Raw genomic sequence first — 16,647 nt, 5'->3', positions numbered from 1 at the left:
CGATTTTTCAACTTACTTTGCCAGGGGGGCGAAAATCACCCGTTCGAAATACGGTCCCCTTGCCCAGCGCGGCCGAAGATCGTCATGTAGATCAGTCTGAGATCAAGTTTCAACGAACGCTGATCGAGATATTCGGCATCCTTCTCGGCAAGGCGGACAGGATCGGACATGTCGATATCGTTGACCTGCGCCAGTCCGGTGATGCCCGGACGGATGGTCAGCACCCCTCGTCGGCGTCGCTCCTCGATCAATTCCACTTGGGATGGCAGGCACGGACGAGGGCCTACGAAGCTCATCTCGCCCTTGAGGATGTTCCACAATTGCGGCAACTCGTCGAGCTTGGTGCGACGAAGGAACCGGCCGATCGGGGTGATCTGGGCGCCGTCCGCCGCATGGGTCGGCACATTCGGCGCGTCGCGGCGCATCGTCCGCAGCTTATGGCAGCGAAAAATTCGCCCGTCGAGACCGACACGCTCCTGCGAGAATATCCCCGGACCTTCGGATTCGCGCCGGATCAGAGACACCAGGACAAAGATCACAGGCGCCGCCACGATGATTCCTGCAAGTGCCGCAGGAATTTCCAGAGTACGATTCATTTCAACGAGACTTCCTGCAAGGCTCATAACGCCTGAAGCTGGATATGGCGAATTTTGTCCGCGTCATCCGTGGCGTCAGGGGATTGCCGGTATTCGGGAACGATGTGCCGCAGCAATTCGACGGCCCGTTCGGGATCTTCCTTCTCCACCGCTTGTTCCAGTCGTGCAAGCGTGCTCAGCAAGAACGCACGGTCGATCATTCGGGGTGATGCGATTACAAAGCCCTCTTTGGTGCGGGCGTTCTGCACTTCACTCGGATCGAAAAGCTCTTCATAAAGCTTCTCGCCTGGACGCAGGCCCGTATAGACGATGTCGATGTCTTCATTCGCATTGAAACCGGCCAGTTGGATCATCCGCTCGGCCAGATCGGCAATTCTTACGGGATCGCCCATATCGAGCACCATGATCTTTCCGCGCTCGGTATGCTGTTCAAGGGCGTGTGCCGACGCGTGCAGGACGAGCCGGACAGCTTCCGGAATGGTCATGAAGTAGCGTACGATATTGGGATGCGTCACGGTGACCGGCCCGCCGGCGGCAATCTGTTCCTGGAAGCGCGGAACAACGGACCCGTTTGAGCCCAGGACATTCCCGAAACGCACCGTCTTGAAGCGCGTCGTTTCGGATGAAACGTCCATCATCTGGCAGTAAGCCTCGGCCGCTCGTTTGGTCGCGCCCATGACATTGGTCGGATTGACGGCCTTGTCGGTGGAAATCATGACGAATGTCGATACGCCGTGCTTCATTGCGACGTCGACGACGTTGCGCGTGCCCAGCACATTGGTCTTGATGCCCTCGATCGGATTGTCCTGCACCAAGGGGACATGCTTCAACGCCGCAGCATGAAAGACCACGTCCGGCTGGTAGCTGGCGAAAAGATCATTCAGCCGCCTCCTGTCACGCACGCTGACCAGGCGGGAGACGAAGTCCAGTTCCGGGAAGTTTTCCCGGATTTCCTTGTCGAGCATATAGGTGTTGAATTCGGAATTGTCGCTGATGATCAATCGCTTCGGTCCGAACTGTGCTATCTGGCGCGTCAGTTCCGAGCCGATCGAGCCGCCCGCGCCCGTTGCCAATACCGTTCGGCCGGCAATCAGTCCGGCAATACCCTGCGTATCCAACTGGACTTCCGGGCGTCCCAGAAGGTCGCGCAGTTCGATTGGCTTCGGGTCGATCAGCGCGCTGTCGGTGATCGAGGACGTTTCCAGCACATCTGGAATGCGGGTGGTCTTCAACCCTGCGGCCGTGGCGGCGCGCAGGATTTCACTCAGCCGGCGTCGGCTCGGCGACTGCTCGGCAATGACGAGTTCCTGAACCTCGATACCTTGGCGCGCGAGCTTTTCAGTCGCCGACTTGATGTCGTTCAGGCTTCCCATGATGCGGATGCCCTGAACCGCGCCTGGTCGCGACGCTTCCGCCGAGTCCAGAATGCCGGCGATGAAGAATTCCGGCTTCCGGTTGCGTCGCGTGTTGCGAATGAAGTTCTCGGCCAGATGGGTCAGGCCGAGAACGATAACCGCGCGCATTCCGGGCCCCGGACGCCGGCCGCCGATCGGATTGAGCAGGTGTCCTTCGACAGCAAGGCGATAGATCAGGCGAGGCGTCACCAGGCCCGCTATCAAAAGGAGCATACTGAGAACGATGACGCTGCGTGGCACGTTTTGTCCGCGCGACATGAGAAATGCGCCTACCGTATAGAAGGCGACTGTCGCCACGACCGTCTTGACCAGATTGAGCGTATCGGGAAGCGAGACATAGCGCCAAGTGCTGCGATGCACACCGAATACAAAGATCATGCATCCACAAATAGCAGCAAAGGCGAGCGATTTTTCCTCAAGTCCCGGAACATGTCCGACTTCGAGACTGTCATACACAATAACGTAGGAGCCGTAAAAGGCCAGATAAGCTATGGCAAGATCGAAAAAAATGCTTACGCCCCGCCAGAAGGCCAGACGAAATCGTCTTCGTGATATCGCCATCGTCAAACCGCCGCTTAAGAAAAACCACTCAACTCCAAATACACTGCCCCATACAGGCCGAGTGGGCTGACGGCAACATATTAACACGGTTGGCGTGCGAATTGGTGGCGGAAAATGACGCCACAACAAGTTGGAAAAATCATGACATTGCGATATCGCACCTGTCAGGCACGAGGCCAAATGTTCGTTACGAGGTGAACCGATGAGAAAAATCCTTGTCACCGGATCTTCAGGTTTTATCGGCCACGCTGTCGTGGAACGGCTTCAAGCCGAAGGGTTTCACGTCGTCAAGGCCGTTCGCGCGCCTTCAGGAGATCCCGACGAGGCGGTCGTCGGATCGTTTTCGGCAGCTACGGAATGGGCATCCCACCTTGAAGGATGCGACACGGTCGTCCACCTGGCGGCACAGGTTCCCGGAGGCGGCACGAGCGACCGCGATTTCATCGAGATCAACGAACTTGCAACCGCCCGATTGGCCGAGGAAGCCCGATCCGCAGGGGTGCGGACGCTCATCTTCATGTCGAGTATTTTCGCGGTGGCGGAAAATGCACATGACGGGCCGGTGAACGACGCGACACCGACCCGGCCGCAACTGCCATACGGCCGCTCCAAGCTCGCCGCGGAGCAGCAGATCGCAGCCTTCTCTTCACCCGAGCGCACGGGCATCAGCCTGCGCGCGCCGATGGTCTACGGAGCAAGGGCCAAGGGAAACTGGGGACTCTTGCAGAAAATAGCTGCCAGCCCTGCTCCCTTGCCTTTTGGGCTGGTCGACAACCGGCGGACAATGGTGTCGATCGACAATCTTGCCGACGCCGTCAGTCAAACGTGCCACCGCGGCCAGCCTGTCAACAGCGGCGCCTATGCCGTCGGCGACATGCAAAGCGTCAGCCTTCCGGAAATTATCGCTCACTTGCGCAGCGGCATGGGGCGGCCCGCCAGACTCCTGCCGGTGCCACCGAGCCTCATGACAGCGCTCATGAAACTGATGGGACGCGGCCAGATGGCCGAAAGCTTGTTCGGCAATCTCGAAGTCGATTCGTCACGGTTCCGACACGTCTTCGACTGGCAGCCGCCCGAGACGGCGCAGGAAGGCATTCGCAAGTCCGGCGCCGGCTTCATCGGCGCCTCAGGAGGCACCCAGACGCCGCTTATTCGACAGTGACGGATTTGGCCAGATTGCGCGGTTGGTCGACATCCGTGCCCTTCAGAACGGCCGTGTGATAGGCGAGCATCTGCAACGGCACGGCGAAGACGAGTGGCGCGAGAAGCTCGGGCGCGGTCGGCACGACGATGGTCTCCAGCGTCTCGATGCCTGCCTTTTCGGCCCCCTTCTCGTCGGTGATCAGGATGATCTTGCCGCCGCGCGCCGCGACTTCCTGCATGTTCGACACGGTCTTTTCGAAGACGCGGTCGTGCGGCGCGACGACGATCACCGGCATATCCTCGTCGATCAGCGCGATGGGGCCGTGCTTCAGTTCGCCGGCGGCATAGCCTTCGGCGTGGATATAGGAGATTTCCTTCAGCTTCAGCGCGCCTTCCACGGCCAGCGGATAGCTGGTGTCGCGGCCGAGATAGAGCGCGTGCCGGGTATGCGAAAGCTCGCGTGCGACTTTCTCGACCTGCTCGACAACCTTGAGCGCCGAATTGATATAGCGCGGGGCCTCAGCGAGTTGGCGAACCAGCCGTGCCTCTTCCGCCGCATCGATCGTGCCGCGCTGGACACCCGCGCGGACGGCGAGCGAAGCGAGGACGGAAAGCTGACAGGTGAACGCCTTGGTCGAGGCGACGCCGATCTCGGGACCGGCGAGCGTCGGGAAAGTGCCGTCGGATTCGCGGGCGATGGTGGACTCGCGAACATTGACCACCGCGCCAATCTTCATGCCGACCTGGCGGCAGTAGCGCAGCGAGGCCAGCGTGTCGGCGGTCTCGCCCGACTGCGAGATGAACAGCGCGGCGTCGCTCGCCGCGAGCGGCATCTCGCGGTAGCGGAACTCGGAGGCGATATCGATGTCGACCGGCAGGCGCGCATGACGCTCGAACCAGTATTTGCCGACGACGCCGGCGAGATAGGCGGTTCCGCAGGCCGAGATGGCAAGACGGTCGATGGACGCGAAATCGAACGGCGCGGCCATGTCGCGGATGCGGCCGGTGGAGAAGTCGAGATAGTGGGCGAGCGTGTGCGAGACGACCTCCGGCTGCTCGAAAATCTCCTTCTCCATGAAGTGGCGGTAATTGCCCTTGTCGACGACATAGGCGGCGTTGGCCGCCTGCCTTCTCTCGCGATTGACCGCGTTGCCGGCGGCATCGAACACGGCAAAGCTGTCGCGGCGGACCACGGTCCAGTCGCCGTCTTCCAAATAGGTGACGGCGTTGGTGAAGGGCGACAGCGCGATGGCGTCGGAGCCGAGGAACATTTCGCCCTCGCCGTGGCCGATGGCGAGCGGCGGGCCGTTGCGCGCGCCGACGATCAAATCGGCATCGTCGGCAAACATGATGGCAAGCGCGAAGGCGCCCTCCAGCCGCTTGATCGCCGCGTGGGCGGCCTCGACCGCACCCGCGCCGTTCTTCATGCCGCGCGCGACGAGATGGGCGACGACTTCGGTATCCGTCTGCGAGACGAAGGAATACCCGTCGCGCTTCAGTTCCTCGCGAAGCTCGGCGAAATTCTCGATGATTCCGTTATGGACGACCGCGACGCCGCCCGAGAAGTGCGGGTGGGCATTGGTCTCGTTCGGAACGCCGTGCGTGGCCCAGCGCGTGTGGCCGATGCCGATCGTGCCGTCGAGCGGGCTGTCCTCGAGCCGACGCTCCAGATTCACGAGTTTGCCCTCGGCGCGCCGGCGGTCGAGCCCGGCATCGGACAGCGTCGCGACGCCGGCGGAATCGTAGCCCCGATATTCGAGGCGCTTGAGTGCGTCCACGATCAGGGGAGCGACGGGGCGGACGCCCACGATTCCAACAATACCGCACATATCAGGACCTCATCGGGAAGGCGCCGCCCCGCATGGCGGCATCCATTTCGGGCAAAGCTGCACCGCGACTCCAGGTGGACACGGGATCGCGCAGCATGATGTTGCGGCGGCCATAGCATTGCGGTTTTGCCGCCGCAAGGCTGGCGCCCCAACGCGTCAGGTGCGATCGTCGCGGATCATCGCTTCCACGGCCGCCTGCCTGTCGGCGAGGAGCGCGACGTCGCCGCGCGTCTCCAGGTTGAGGCGCAGAAGCGGCTCGGTGTTCGACGCGCGCAGGTTCAGGCGCCAGTCGTCGAACTCCATCGACAGCCCGTCCAGCCAATCGGTCGAACGCGCCTTGCCTGCCAAATTGTCGGCGATGCGTTGCTGGACCCTGCGGCTGTCGGCAATGGTGAAATTGATCTCGCCGGAACAGGGAAATGCCGCGATACGGTCAGCGAGGAGATCGGCAAGGGCAATGTCGCGCGCCGACAGTTCCGCGACAATCGCAAGCCAGGCAAGCATCCCGGAATCGCAATAGGCGAAATCGCGGAAGTAATGATGCGCGCTCATCTCGCCGCCATAGACCGCGTCTTCCTCGCGCATCTTCTGCTTGAAGAAGGCATGACCCGTCGGGCAGGGTTTGGCCACTCCGCCCGCCTTCTCGACGATATCGATCGTGTTCCAGCAGACGCGCGGATCGTAGATGATCGGCGAGCCGGGATGGTCGCGCAGCATGGTCGCCGCGATCATGCCGACCAGGTAGTAGCCTTCGACGAATTCGCCGCGATGGTCGTAGAGGAAGCAGCGGTCGAAATCGCCGTCCCAGGCGATGCCGAGATCGGCACCCGTCTCGCGCACGGCGGCGCTCGCGCGCAGGCGCTTTTCCGGCAGAAGCGGGTTCGGGATGCCGTTCGGCAGGCGCGGATCGGGCTCGTGGTCGACGCGCACGAACTCAAAGGGCAGGTGCGGCTCCAGCATGTCGAGCACGGGCCCGGCGCAGCCATTGCCGGCGTGGACCACGACCTTCATCGGCCTCAGCGCCTTGTCGGCGACTGAGGCGAGCAACCGGTCGACATAGGCGCGGCGCGGCAGGATGTCGTGCAGACGTCCGCGTGCCGCGTAGTTTGCTACCGGCGGCAGCGGGATTTCTGACAGGACGACGCTCTCCAGCGCGTCAAGGACGTTTTCGCGCGTTGCGGCCCGCGCGCCGGACAGCACCATCTTCAACCCGTTATAGTCGGCCGGATTGTGGCTGGCCGTGACCATCAGCCCGGCATCGGCGCCGCTCGCGGCGGTGTGGAAATAGACCTCCTCGGTACCGCACATGCCCAATGGCAGAACATCGACGCCTGCGTCCAGAAGCCCCTGCGCCAGCGCCAGCGCGAAGGCGGGACTTTCCTGGCGCATGTCATGACCGATAACGACCGCGCGCGGCGACAATTCGCGGCCGACCGCCTTGCCGAACCGGTGCATGAAGGCGACGTCGACCTCCTGCGGGATGCGGCCGCGAACATCGTAAGCCTTGAAAGGCGATCCCACTGCGCTGCCTCCACGGAAGACTTTATCGGGCAAGTTGCACGATTTGCGTTCACGACATGTAAATTCGACTTTGTCATGAATGCTCCCGGATAGAACCGGGAAAGACAGCGGGGACGCGCGAATGCTCTTGCCGATCATCATGGCTGGCGGGTCGGGGACCCGGCTCTGGCCACTCTCGCGCCAGCTCTACCCGAAGCAGTTTCATGCCCTCATCGGCAGCCAGACCATGTTGCAGGCGACCGTCACGCGGCTCGAAGGCCTAGACGGGCGGACCCCGCTCGTCATCTGCAACGAGGAACAGCGTTTCCTCGCCGCCGAGCAGATGCGCGTCGCCGGCCAGGGCGATGCGACGATCCTGCTTGAGCCAGTCGGGCGCAACACCGCGCCCGCCATTGCGCTCGCCGCGATCCGCGCATCGGCAGCCGGGCACGATCCGGTCCTGCTCGTCCTGGCCGCCGACCATCATATTCGCCAATCCGAAGCATTCCGCGATTGCGTGCGCGCCGGCATCAAGCTGGCAACCGAGGGCAAGCTCGTCACATTTGGCATCGTGCCGGCAAGCGCGGAGACGGGCTACGGCTATATTCGCAAGGGCAATCCGCTCGGGGCCGGTTTCGAGGTCGCCGCGTTCGAAGAAAAGCCCGACGCCGCCACTGCCGAGCGTTACGTCGCCGAGGGCAACTATCTCTGGAACAGCGGCATGTTCATGTTCCGCGCGCGGCGCTATCTCGAAGAACTGAAGAAGTTCAGGCCCGATATCCTGTCCGCCTGTCGGCAGGCCATGGCTGCCACGACGCCAGACATGCAGTTCGTGCGGATCGACGCCAAGGCGTTCCAGGAGTGCCCCTCCGAATCCATCGACTATGCGGTGATGGAAAAGACGAAAGACGCCGTCGTCCTGCCGCTCGATGCAGAGTGGAACGACATCGGCTCGTGGTCTGCACTCCTGTCGGTGCAGGAGCGGGACGCAGACGGCAATTCCTTCTCGGGCGACGTGCTGTCGATCGGCACGCGCAACACGCTGGTGCGCGCGGACGGACGCCTCGTCGCGCTGGTCGGCATCGAAAACCTCGTCGTCATCGAAACCAAGGACGCGCTCCTGGTCGCGCACCGGGACAAGGTGCAGGACGTCAAGGGAATCGTCGACCAGTTGCGCGAGGCAGGCCGCACCGAGCACTTGAACCACCGCGACGTCTACCGGCCATGGGGGCACTACGATTCCATCGATGTCGGCGAGCGCGATCAGGTGAAGCGCATCACTGTCAATCCGGGCGCCAAATTGTCGGTGCAGATGCACCATCATCGTTCCGAGCACTGGGTCGTCGTGCGCGGTACGGCGCGGGTGCATAAGGGCGAGGAGACGATCATGCTGACGGAGAACGAATCCGTCTACATCCCGCTCGGCGAGATCCACGCGCTCGAAAATCCCGGCAAGATTCCGCTCGAACTGATCGAGGTCCAGACCGGCTCCTATCTCGGCGAGGACGACATCGTGCGCTTCGAGGACCGCTACGGAAGGTCGTAGACCAGCTAATCGAGCGGCAACACGTCGACGGCCTGCGTTGCCGTCTGACCGCCGGCGGTGCGGATGACGCCGCGCACCGGCGGCACGTCGGCATAGTCGCGGCCATAGCCGACGACGATGTGGTCGGCGCCGACCACGAGGTCGTTGGTCGGGTCGAACTCGACCCAGCCGGTTTTCGCCCCGCACCAGGCCGACACCCAGGCGTGCATCGCGTCGGCGCCTTCTAGCCGCGGCTTGCCCTTCGGCGGAATGGTGCGAAGATAGCCGCTGACATAGGCGGCGGGAACGCCGAGATGCCGCAGACCGGCGATCATGATGTGGCTGAAATCCTGGCAGACGCCGTGCCGCGCTTCGAAAGCTTCGGCCAGCGGCGTGTCGACATCGGTCGCCTCGGCGTCGTAGCGCATGTCCTTGTGCAGCGCCGCATTGAGAGCCAGCGCCGTCTCATAGACGGTTCGCGATGAATGTTGCCGCGCGTAGTCGCGGATGCCCGCATGGGGCGGGACGAGGGCCGATGCGTTGAGGAAATGCGCCGGCGAGCGCGCCAGAAGCGTCCTGTCGGCATCGAGTTCGGCGCGCAGATCGGCTAGCAGAGTCGAATCCGAATTGGCATAGGACGGCGCCGTGCGCTCCACCCGCGCCTGCGCGGTATAAACCAGATCGTCGGGGATGGCGTCGAAGGCGCAGTCGGTGACCGGATTGCCGAAGAAATCCACCCGCGCCGAGCGCTCGCGCGGCACCGGGTCGACGTCGACATGGCCGGCGATCATCCGTTGATGCGCGCCGAGCGTCTGCGGCAACACCCGGATCGCATGGCGCCCGCCGCCGGCAAGCCCGGAATAGTCGAAGCGCATGGTCAGCTTGATGTCATAGAGCATGGCGCGTCATCCCAGATATGCCGCGGCGACGAGATCGGAGATGATTTCCAGTTCGCCATGCACGCGTTCGAGAAAGGCGGTGTCGACCTCTCCGGCCTGGGTGGTTGCAAGCTGCGTGTGCAACCGTAGTGCTGCCCGCGCGAGATCGCCGGCGCGGCCGGCAAGGCCACCATCGGGAAGCAACTGCACCTGATCGTTGATCTCCGCGACCTGGAACAGGATCGAGCGCGGGTTCATCGGGTCGAGCGCCAGAAGCGCGACCACGCTTTCGACACTGGCCTCGAGCGAAAAGCGGCGGCGATGGGTCAGAACGCTGTCGCCGATCTCGATGGCGATGTCGAGCGCGCCTTCCGGCGCGTCGTCGGCGATCATGAGGCCGAGCATGGAGGCTGTGGCGATGGCGCGCTCGAGCGAGCGGCCGATGCGCATGAAGCGCCAGCCGGTGAAACGGTACATATTCTCATGCGCAAGGCCGGAAAAACCGGTGATTTTGCGCAAAAGAACGCCCATTATCCGTCCGTTTGCGTCCGAAACCTCGTCTTTTTCGCTCATACTTTGGGTCGTTGCGGCCAAATCCTTGAGCGCCGCCCAGCCATCGACCGAGAAACGGTCGCGCACCTTGGAGGCGCTGAAGACGGCCGAGCCGATGGTTGCGGACAGCGCCTCTGGGATGCGCTGGGCAAGGTCGATGCCCAAATCCTCCAGCAATTCGCCGAAATGAACGAGCAGCGGCGTCTCCTCGCCACCGGCCTCCGCCGCGCGGACGCGATAGGCACGCACGAGCCGCATCGTGTCCTCGGCGCGTTCCACATAGCGCCCGAGCCAGAAGAGATTGTCGGCGGCGCGGGCCGGCAGCGCGCCCTGCTGCGCCTTGAGATTGGCCGCGTGCTCGCCGGAGAGGAGGCTGATCGCCTCGACCGGCCTGTCGGCGACGACCCAGACATCGGCGACCTTGCCGCCGAGCGCGAGGCTCGCCGCACCGCCCTCGCCCGCCGCGATGCGCGCATAGCCGCCGGGTAGCGCCTGCCAGCCATCGGCCGTGCGGGCCAGAAAGACACGCAGGCTGAACGGCCGCGCGACCAACCTTTCGCCGTCGAGCGCCGGCGTCGAGCCGAGCGAGACGATCTCCTGCGCGACGAAGAGTTCGGGATGCGTCGCAGGCGAGGCGTCGATCGAAAAGCCGTGCGTGGATAGCGGTATGTCGCCTTCATAGGGAAGGCTGGTCGAGAGCGCGGAGGAGCGATGCAGATCGCTCCGCTCCGCGACGGCCGTCCGCGTTGCTTCGTCGCCGCACCACCATGTGGCGACATTGGGAAGCGCGAGCGGTTCGCCATGGAGGATTTCGGAGAGGCGGGGCAGGAAGGCGAGGAGCGCGCGCGTTTCGAGAACGCCGACGCCGAGCGCGTTGACCATGGCGAGGCTGCCCTGCCGCAGGGCCGACATGAGACCTGGCGTGCCGAGCCGCGAGCGGTCGTCGAGTTCGAGCGGATCGGCATAGCTCGCATCGAGACGCCTCCACAGGACGCCGACCGGCTGCGGGCCGGAAACCGTGCGCACCATCAGGCGGCTGTCGCGCACGGTCAAATCCTCGCCTTCCAGAAGCGACAGGCCGAGATAACGCGCGATATAGGCGTGCTCGAAATAGGTGTCGCTGTGCGGGCCCGGCGTCAGAATCGCGGCGCGCCCCTCCCCACCCGGCGCCAGCGATTGCAGGCTGGAGCGGAAATCGCGGAAGAAGCCGGCGAGGCGATGGACGTTGGTGTGGGCGTAGAGTTCGGAGAATATACGCGCGGTCGCGACGCGGTTTTCCAGTGCGAAGCCGGCGCCGGACGGCGCCTGCGTGCGGTCCCCGAGCACCCACCAGTTCCCCTCGACCGAGCGCGCCACGTCGAAGGCGACGATGTGCAGGCGGTGACCCGATGCGGGCGGCACGCCGACCATCGGGCGCAGCCATTCGGGGCTTTGCGCCACGATCGCCGCCGGCAGATGCCCGTCCGCGACGAGCCGGTTTTCGCCGTAGATGTCGGCCGCGATAGTCTCCAGAAGCTCGGCGCGCTGGACGAGCCCGGCGACGAGGTCGGACCAGTCGGTCTCGTGGATCAGGACCGGCAGATGGCTGAGCGGCCAGACGCGCTCGGCATCGCCCGCGCCGAACTGGCGCAGATAGACGCCGGCATCGCGCAGATATTCGTCCCCGCGCGCGACGCGGTTCTCGATCTCGCCCGGCTGCATCCGCGCAAGGTCATCGACGAGGCCGCGCCAGAGCGGGCGCACCGCGCCGCCGGCATCCAGAAGCTCGTCATGCGTTCCGGGAAACGCGCGATAGGTTTCCAGGAGCGCGGTGCGCCTTCGTTCGCGGGAGATGCGCGGCGACGGGACACTCATAGGTTTGCCGGACGCCTCAGGTCGAGCGTGGAGGGAAATTCGGGATGCGGCGTCTCGCGCACCGCCTCGAAGCGGCCGGGCGTATGGCCCCAGCCCTCGAAACGGGCAAGCCGGCGCGCCTCGGCCTCGTTGCCGTTGACCGGGAAGGTTTCGTAGTTGCGCCCGCCCGGATGGGCAACGTGGTAGACGCAGCCGCCGAGCGACCGCCCGGTCCAGTTGTCGTAGATGTCGAAGGTCAGTGGCGTATCGACTTCGAGAACGGGGTGAAGCGCCATGGCGGGCTGCCACGCCTTGTAGCGAACGCCGGCGATCGCGACGCCGTTCGCCACCTTTTCCAGTGGCACGCGGCGGCGGTTGCAGGTGACGGCGTAGCGTGACGGATCGGCCGCCTGAAGCTTGACCTGAAGACGCTCGGTGGAACTGTCGGTGTAACGCACCGTTCCGCCGATCGCGCCGGTTTCGCCGAGAACGTGCCACGGCTCAAGCGCCTGGCGCAGTTCGAGCTTCACGCCCTCATACTCGACCTCGCCGCAGAACGGGAAGCGGAACTCGGCCTGCGCCTCGAACCATTCGGAACGGAAAGCGAAGCCGTGATCCTTCAGATCTGAAAGGACGTCGAGTAAATCCGTCCAGACGTGATGTTGGAGCATGAAGCGATCATGCAGCGCCGTTCCCCAGCGCGTGAACGATCCCTTCACCGGCGCCTGCCAGAGCCGCGCAAGGATGGCGCGGACCAGCAATTGCTGCGCGAGCGACATGCGCGGATTGGGCGGCATCTCGAAGCCGCGGAATTCGACCAGCCCCAATCGCCCGGTCGGCCCGTCCGGCGAATAGAGCTTGTCGATGCAGATTTCCGCGCGGTGCGTGTTGCCGGTCACGTCGGTCAGGAGATTGCGCAGCAGCCGATCCGTCAGCCAGGGCAGCGGCTGGTTCCCATCCAACGGATCGGGGATCTGCGCCATCGCGATCTCGAGCTCGTAGAGCCCGTCATGGCGGGCCTCGTCGATCCGCGGCGCCTGGCTGGTCGGGCCGATGAAGAGGCCGGAGAACAGATAGGAGAGCGAGGGATGGCGCTGCCAGTAGAGGATCAGGCTGCGCAACAGGTCGGGCCGGCGCAGGAACGGACTGTCCATCGGCGTGCGGCCGCCGACGACGACATGGTTGCCGCCGCCGGTGCCGGTGTGCCGGCCGTCGATCATGAACTTGTCGGCGCCGAGCCGGCACTGGCGCGCTTCCTCGTAGATCGCCTCGGTCGTCGCCACGCAGTCGCGCCAGGACGAGGCCGGGTGGATGTTGACCTCGATGACGCCCGGATCCGGGGCGACGCGGATGACGTTCATGCGCGGGTCGGCAGGCGGCGCGTAGCCCTCGATATGAACCTTGACGCCGAGCTTTTCGGCGGCGTTCTCGGCCGCGGCCACCAGTTCCAGATAGTCCTCTATGCGCTCGACTGGAGGCATGAAGACGCAGAGCCGCCCGTCGCGCGGTTCGACCGAGAGCGCGGTGCGCACGGCACCGCCGAGTTCACCGATCTCCTGCGGCACGATCGCCTGCTGCGGCGTCGCGGCGGTGAAGCTCGCGACCTTTTGCTCCGGGTCCGGCGGCTCGGGCAATGGACCGCGCGCCTCGGTCGGGTCGGCCGGGTTCACATAGGGATATTGCGCCGGCGGCACATAGGGGAGCGAGCCGAGCGGCAGGCGGTAACCCACCGGGCTGTCGCCGGGCACGAGGAAGAGATGCCCGCGCCGCACGTTCCAGACCTCGGACATCCAGCGCGGCGCGGCCGCCGCCGCCTGCCAGCGCTGCACCGGCAGGACATAGCCGGACGGCTCGGTCAGGCCACGCGAAAAGACGCGCGCGATGCGGTAGCGCTCCTCCGGGTCCTTCAGTTCGGAATTTTCCGGCGTGACGTTCTCGGGAAGCTGGCCTTCCTTCAACAGCCACTCGGCCGGGTCCTCATAGGCCGGGACGACGTTTTCGCCCCGAAGACCGAGCTCGCCGGCGATGGCCCGCAGCAGACTTTCGGCCTCCTGAGGCGTTGCCACGCCGCCGCCAGTTTCCGTCGCGATCCGGTCGGCATCGCGCCAGATGTGCTTGCCGTCCTCGCGCCAATAGAGCGAAAATGTCCAGCGCGGCAGCGTCTCACCCGGATACCACTTGCCCTGCCCGTAATGCAGGAATCCGCCCGGCGCGAAGCGGTCGCGCAGGCGCCGGATCAACCGGTCAGCGAGCGCGCGCTTGGTCGGGCCGACGGCGTCGGTGTTCCATTCGGCGGATTCGAAATCGTCGATCGACACGAAGGTCGGTTCGCCGCCCATGGTCAGCCGCACGTCGCCCGCCTCGAGCGCCTTATCGACGGTCTCGCCGAGACGGTCGAGTTCGGTCCAGGCTTCGTCGGAGAAAGGCTTGGTGATGCGCGGATGTTCGGCGACCCGCATGACCTTCATGTCGAAGGCGAAATCGACCTCGGCATAGCTCGCCATGCCGGAAATCGGCGCGGCATTGGAAAAATGCGGCGTAGCGGCAAGCGGGATATGACTCTCCCCGGTCAGGAGGCCGGAGGTCGGATCGAGGCCGATCCAGCCCGCGCCAGGCAGGTAGACCTCGGCCCAGGCGTGGAGGTCGGTGAAGTCGTGGTCGGTCCCCGCCGGCCCGTCGAGGGCGACGAGATCGGGCTTCAACTGGATGAGGTAGCCCGAGACGAAGCGCGCTGCGAAACCCAGATGTCGAAGAATCTGGACGAGCAGCCAGCTCGTGTCGCGGCACGAGCCGGAGGCGCGCTCGAAGGTTTCCTCGGGCATTTGCACGCCCGGCTCCATGCGGATGACGTAGCCGATCTCGCGGGCCAGCCGCGCATTGAGATTGACGACGAAATCGACTGAGCGCGTGCGCTCACGCGGAACGGTGTCGAGAAATGCCTGAAGACGCGGGCCGGCCGGTTCAGGCGTGCGGTAGATGACGAGATCGTCCTGCAACGCGGCCGGATAGTCGAACGGCCAGTGCTCGGCCTCCTCCTCGACGAAGAAATCGAAGGGGTTGTAGACCGTCATGTCGGCGACGAGGTCGACCTCGATCTTCAGTTCGCGCACCGGCTCGGGAAAGACGTAGCGCGCCAGCCAGTTGCCGTAGGGGTCCTGCTGGTAGTTCACGAAATGGGTGTCGGGCGAGACCTTCAGCGAATGCGAGACGACGCGCGTGCGGCTGTGCGGCGCGGGACGCAGGCGGATGATCTGCGGGCCGAGCGTGACCGGGCGATCATATTTGTAATGCGTCAGATGGCTGATGGCAGCGAGGATCGACATCGGGCGGATGGAGCTTCCATGTGGGATCGAGTCGAGCCGACGTTTCCACAAATAGGTGCGTTGCACCACAGCTTTGTTGGAAAAGAGTTGCATGGTCCGTCCGACGCCATCACCTTGCGCACCGACGATGGAGGGAATGATGAAAACGAAGGCTATCGTGACCGGACACAGCCGGGGGCTTGGCGAAGCGATCGCCGCTGCGCTGCTGGACAGCCATGTCGACGTGCTCGGCCTGTCGCGGCGCAGTTCCGCGCATCTGGCGGCGACGAACGGCGCGAAGCTGACGCAGGTTGCACTTGATCTCGGCGATGCGGCGGCGCTCGCCGACCGGGCGCTTGCCGACCGGATCGAGGCGTTCTGTGCAGGCGCCGAGCGCGTGCTGCTCGTCAACAATGCCGGCATGGTCAAGCCGATCGGCCCGGTGGGAACCGGCGGCGCGGAGGCCATAGCCAAGGCGGTGACGCTCAACGTGACCGGACCGCTGGTGCTGGCCGATCTCTTTCAGGCCGTCGCGGCGCCAGTCAGGGACCGTCGCATCCTCCACATCTCGTCAGGTGCGGGACGGCGCGGCATGGCCGGATGGAGCATCTATTGCGCGACCAAGGCGGCGCTTGACAATCATGCGCGCGCGGTCGCCGAAGACGGCATTGCCGGCCTGCGCATCTCGAGCCTTGCCCCCGGCGTCATCGACACCGACATGCAGGCAGACATTCGCGGCTCGACCGTCGAGCAATTTCCCGCCATCGACCAGTTCAAGGCGATGAAGGCCGACGGCGTCCTCTCGTCGCCGGCAGAGGCGGGCACGAAGATCGCGGACCATCTCCTGTCGGACGGCTTTGGCAATGAGGTCATCACCGACCTGCGCAATCTCTAGGCGGGGTCGACGCCCTCAAGTTCCCGTTCCAATCTGTCCAGCACGCGCTGGACTTCGTCGGGACGGATGCAGTCGCTTTCCATCAGGCGCAGTGACCAGAACCCCTCGATGGCCAGAAAGGCCAGCGTCGACAGTTCCAAATCTGCCGAGCGCTCGCGCAGGCGTTCCATCACCTGCTTTTGATAACGGCGCACGGGGTCGATGAATTCGGGGTTCTCCGCGATTGCCGCGAGCACGCCCGAAGCCGGCTCCGGCCGGTCGATCATCTCCTGTCGGCAATAGCGCAGATAGGCCAGAGCCATGGCATTACGACCTTCGGGGCCGGCGCCGATGCTTCGCTCAAGCGCGGTCTCGGCCCGCTCTATGTGCATTTCGACCAATGCTTCCAGGAGCTTGGCCTTGGTCGGAAAATTGTACAGCAGGCCGCCCTTCGACAGACCTGCCCTTGCGGCAACCGCATCGAGCGATATGTTGCCGGGTCCCTGCTCGCGCGCGAGCGCTTCCGCAGCCTCGAGGATGCGCTTCCTTGAGCTTGGCCGTCCGGCTGGAATTTTCAAATCGACACGCCGAGCCCTTGCAGATTAGCAAATGTTGACAATACCGTCCGGACGGTACAGT

11 protein-coding genes are annotated in these 16,647 nt (G+C 64.4%); 3 read left to right on the top strand and 8 right to left on the bottom strand.

Going from position 1 to position 16,647, the window contains the following annotated elements; genetic code table 11:
- Window positions 1–35: 35 nt before the first annotated feature.
- Both PZ895_RS03775 and PZ895_RS03770 read right to left on the bottom strand, forming a co-directional pair.
- Entirely contained in the window at window positions 36–596 is a 561-nt protein-coding gene (locus PZ895_RS03775; protein ID WP_275837717.1) for a sugar transferase, read from the bottom strand.
- Between the two features lie 23 nt (window positions 597–619).
- Window positions 620–2,572 carry a nucleoside-diphosphate sugar epimerase/dehydratase gene (locus tag PZ895_RS03770; RefSeq protein ID WP_275837716.1) on the bottom strand — a complete coding sequence of 651 codons (1,953 nt, stop codon included), beginning with the start codon at window positions 2,570–2,572 and terminating at the stop codon, window positions 620–622.
- A gap of 202 nt (window positions 2,573–2,774) precedes the next feature.
- Here PZ895_RS03770 and PZ895_RS03765 point away from each other — a divergent pair, with 202 nt between their 5' ends.
- Window positions 2,775–3,734 (top strand): NAD-dependent epimerase/dehydratase family protein, encoded by a 960-nt coding sequence (locus tag PZ895_RS03765; protein ID WP_275837715.1) that lies wholly within the window; start codon window positions 2,775–2,777, stop codon window positions 3,732–3,734.
- Here PZ895_RS03765 and glmS read toward each other — a convergent pair.
- Window positions 3,721–5,544 carry a glutamine--fructose-6-phosphate transaminase (isomerizing) gene (gene glmS / locus PZ895_RS03760; RefSeq protein ID WP_275837713.1) on the bottom strand — a complete coding sequence of 608 codons (1,824 nt, stop codon included), beginning with the start codon at window positions 5,542–5,544 and terminating at the stop codon, window positions 3,721–3,723. The genes PZ895_RS03765 and glmS overlap by 14 nt on opposite strands.
- Before the next feature lie 156 nt (window positions 5,545–5,700).
- Window positions 5,701–7,065: a phosphomannomutase gene (locus PZ895_RS03755; protein ID WP_275837711.1), complete on the bottom strand. Its 1,365-nt coding sequence runs from the start codon at window positions 7,063–7,065 to the stop codon at window positions 5,701–5,703.
- A gap of 121 nt (window positions 7,066–7,186) precedes the next feature.
- On the opposite strand from PZ895_RS03755, the gene PZ895_RS03750 reads away from it, so the two are divergent.
- A complete protein-coding gene (locus PZ895_RS03750) occupies window positions 7,187–8,590 on the top strand; it encodes a mannose-1-phosphate guanylyltransferase/mannose-6-phosphate isomerase (RefSeq protein ID WP_275837710.1) in 1,404 nt (467 codons plus the stop codon).
- 5 nt (window positions 8,591–8,595) lie between these two features.
- Here the strand turns inward: PZ895_RS03750 and PZ895_RS03745 are convergent, their stop codons facing one another.
- From PZ895_RS03745 to PZ895_RS03735, 3 genes are read right to left on the bottom strand one after another with little or no spacing between them, the layout of a single operon-like run.
- Window positions 8,596–9,468, bottom strand: a complete 873-nt coding sequence (locus PZ895_RS03745) for a transglutaminase family protein (protein ID WP_275837709.1) — start codon at window positions 9,466–9,468, stop codon at window positions 8,596–8,598.
- Window positions 9,469–9,474: 6 nt separating this feature from the next.
- Window positions 9,475–11,853 carry a circularly permuted type 2 ATP-grasp protein gene (locus PZ895_RS03740; protein ID WP_275837708.1) on the bottom strand — a complete coding sequence of 793 codons (2,379 nt, stop codon included), beginning with the start codon at window positions 11,851–11,853 and terminating at the stop codon, window positions 9,475–9,477.
- Complete coding sequence (locus tag PZ895_RS03735; protein WP_275837707.1) at window positions 11,850–15,155, bottom strand: transglutaminase family protein; 3,306 nt, start codon at window positions 15,153–15,155, stop codon at window positions 11,850–11,852. Before PZ895_RS03735 ends, PZ895_RS03740 begins: the two co-directional genes overlap by 4 nt.
- Window positions 15,156–15,294: 139 nt before the next feature.
- On the opposite strand from PZ895_RS03735, the gene PZ895_RS03730 reads away from it, so the two are divergent.
- Entirely contained in the window at window positions 15,295–16,029 is a 735-nt protein-coding gene (locus PZ895_RS03730) for an SDR family oxidoreductase (RefSeq protein ID WP_275837706.1), read from the top strand.
- Here the strand turns inward: PZ895_RS03730 and PZ895_RS03725 are convergent.
- Window positions 16,026–16,586, bottom strand: a complete 561-nt coding sequence (locus PZ895_RS03725) for a TetR/AcrR family transcriptional regulator (protein ID WP_275837705.1) — start codon at window positions 16,584–16,586, stop codon at window positions 16,026–16,028. The genes PZ895_RS03730 and PZ895_RS03725 overlap by 4 nt on opposite strands.
- Window positions 16,587–16,647: the final 61 nt, after the last annotated feature.

Source organism: Mesorhizobium sp. YIM 152430 (assembly GCF_029210365.1).
In the GTDB taxonomy this organism is placed as follows: domain Bacteria; phylum Pseudomonadota; class Alphaproteobacteria; order Rhizobiales; family Rhizobiaceae; genus Aliihoeflea.
The sequence above is the reverse complement of the archived record's forward strand: the minus strand, read 5'-3'. Positions and strand labels throughout refer to the sequence as shown.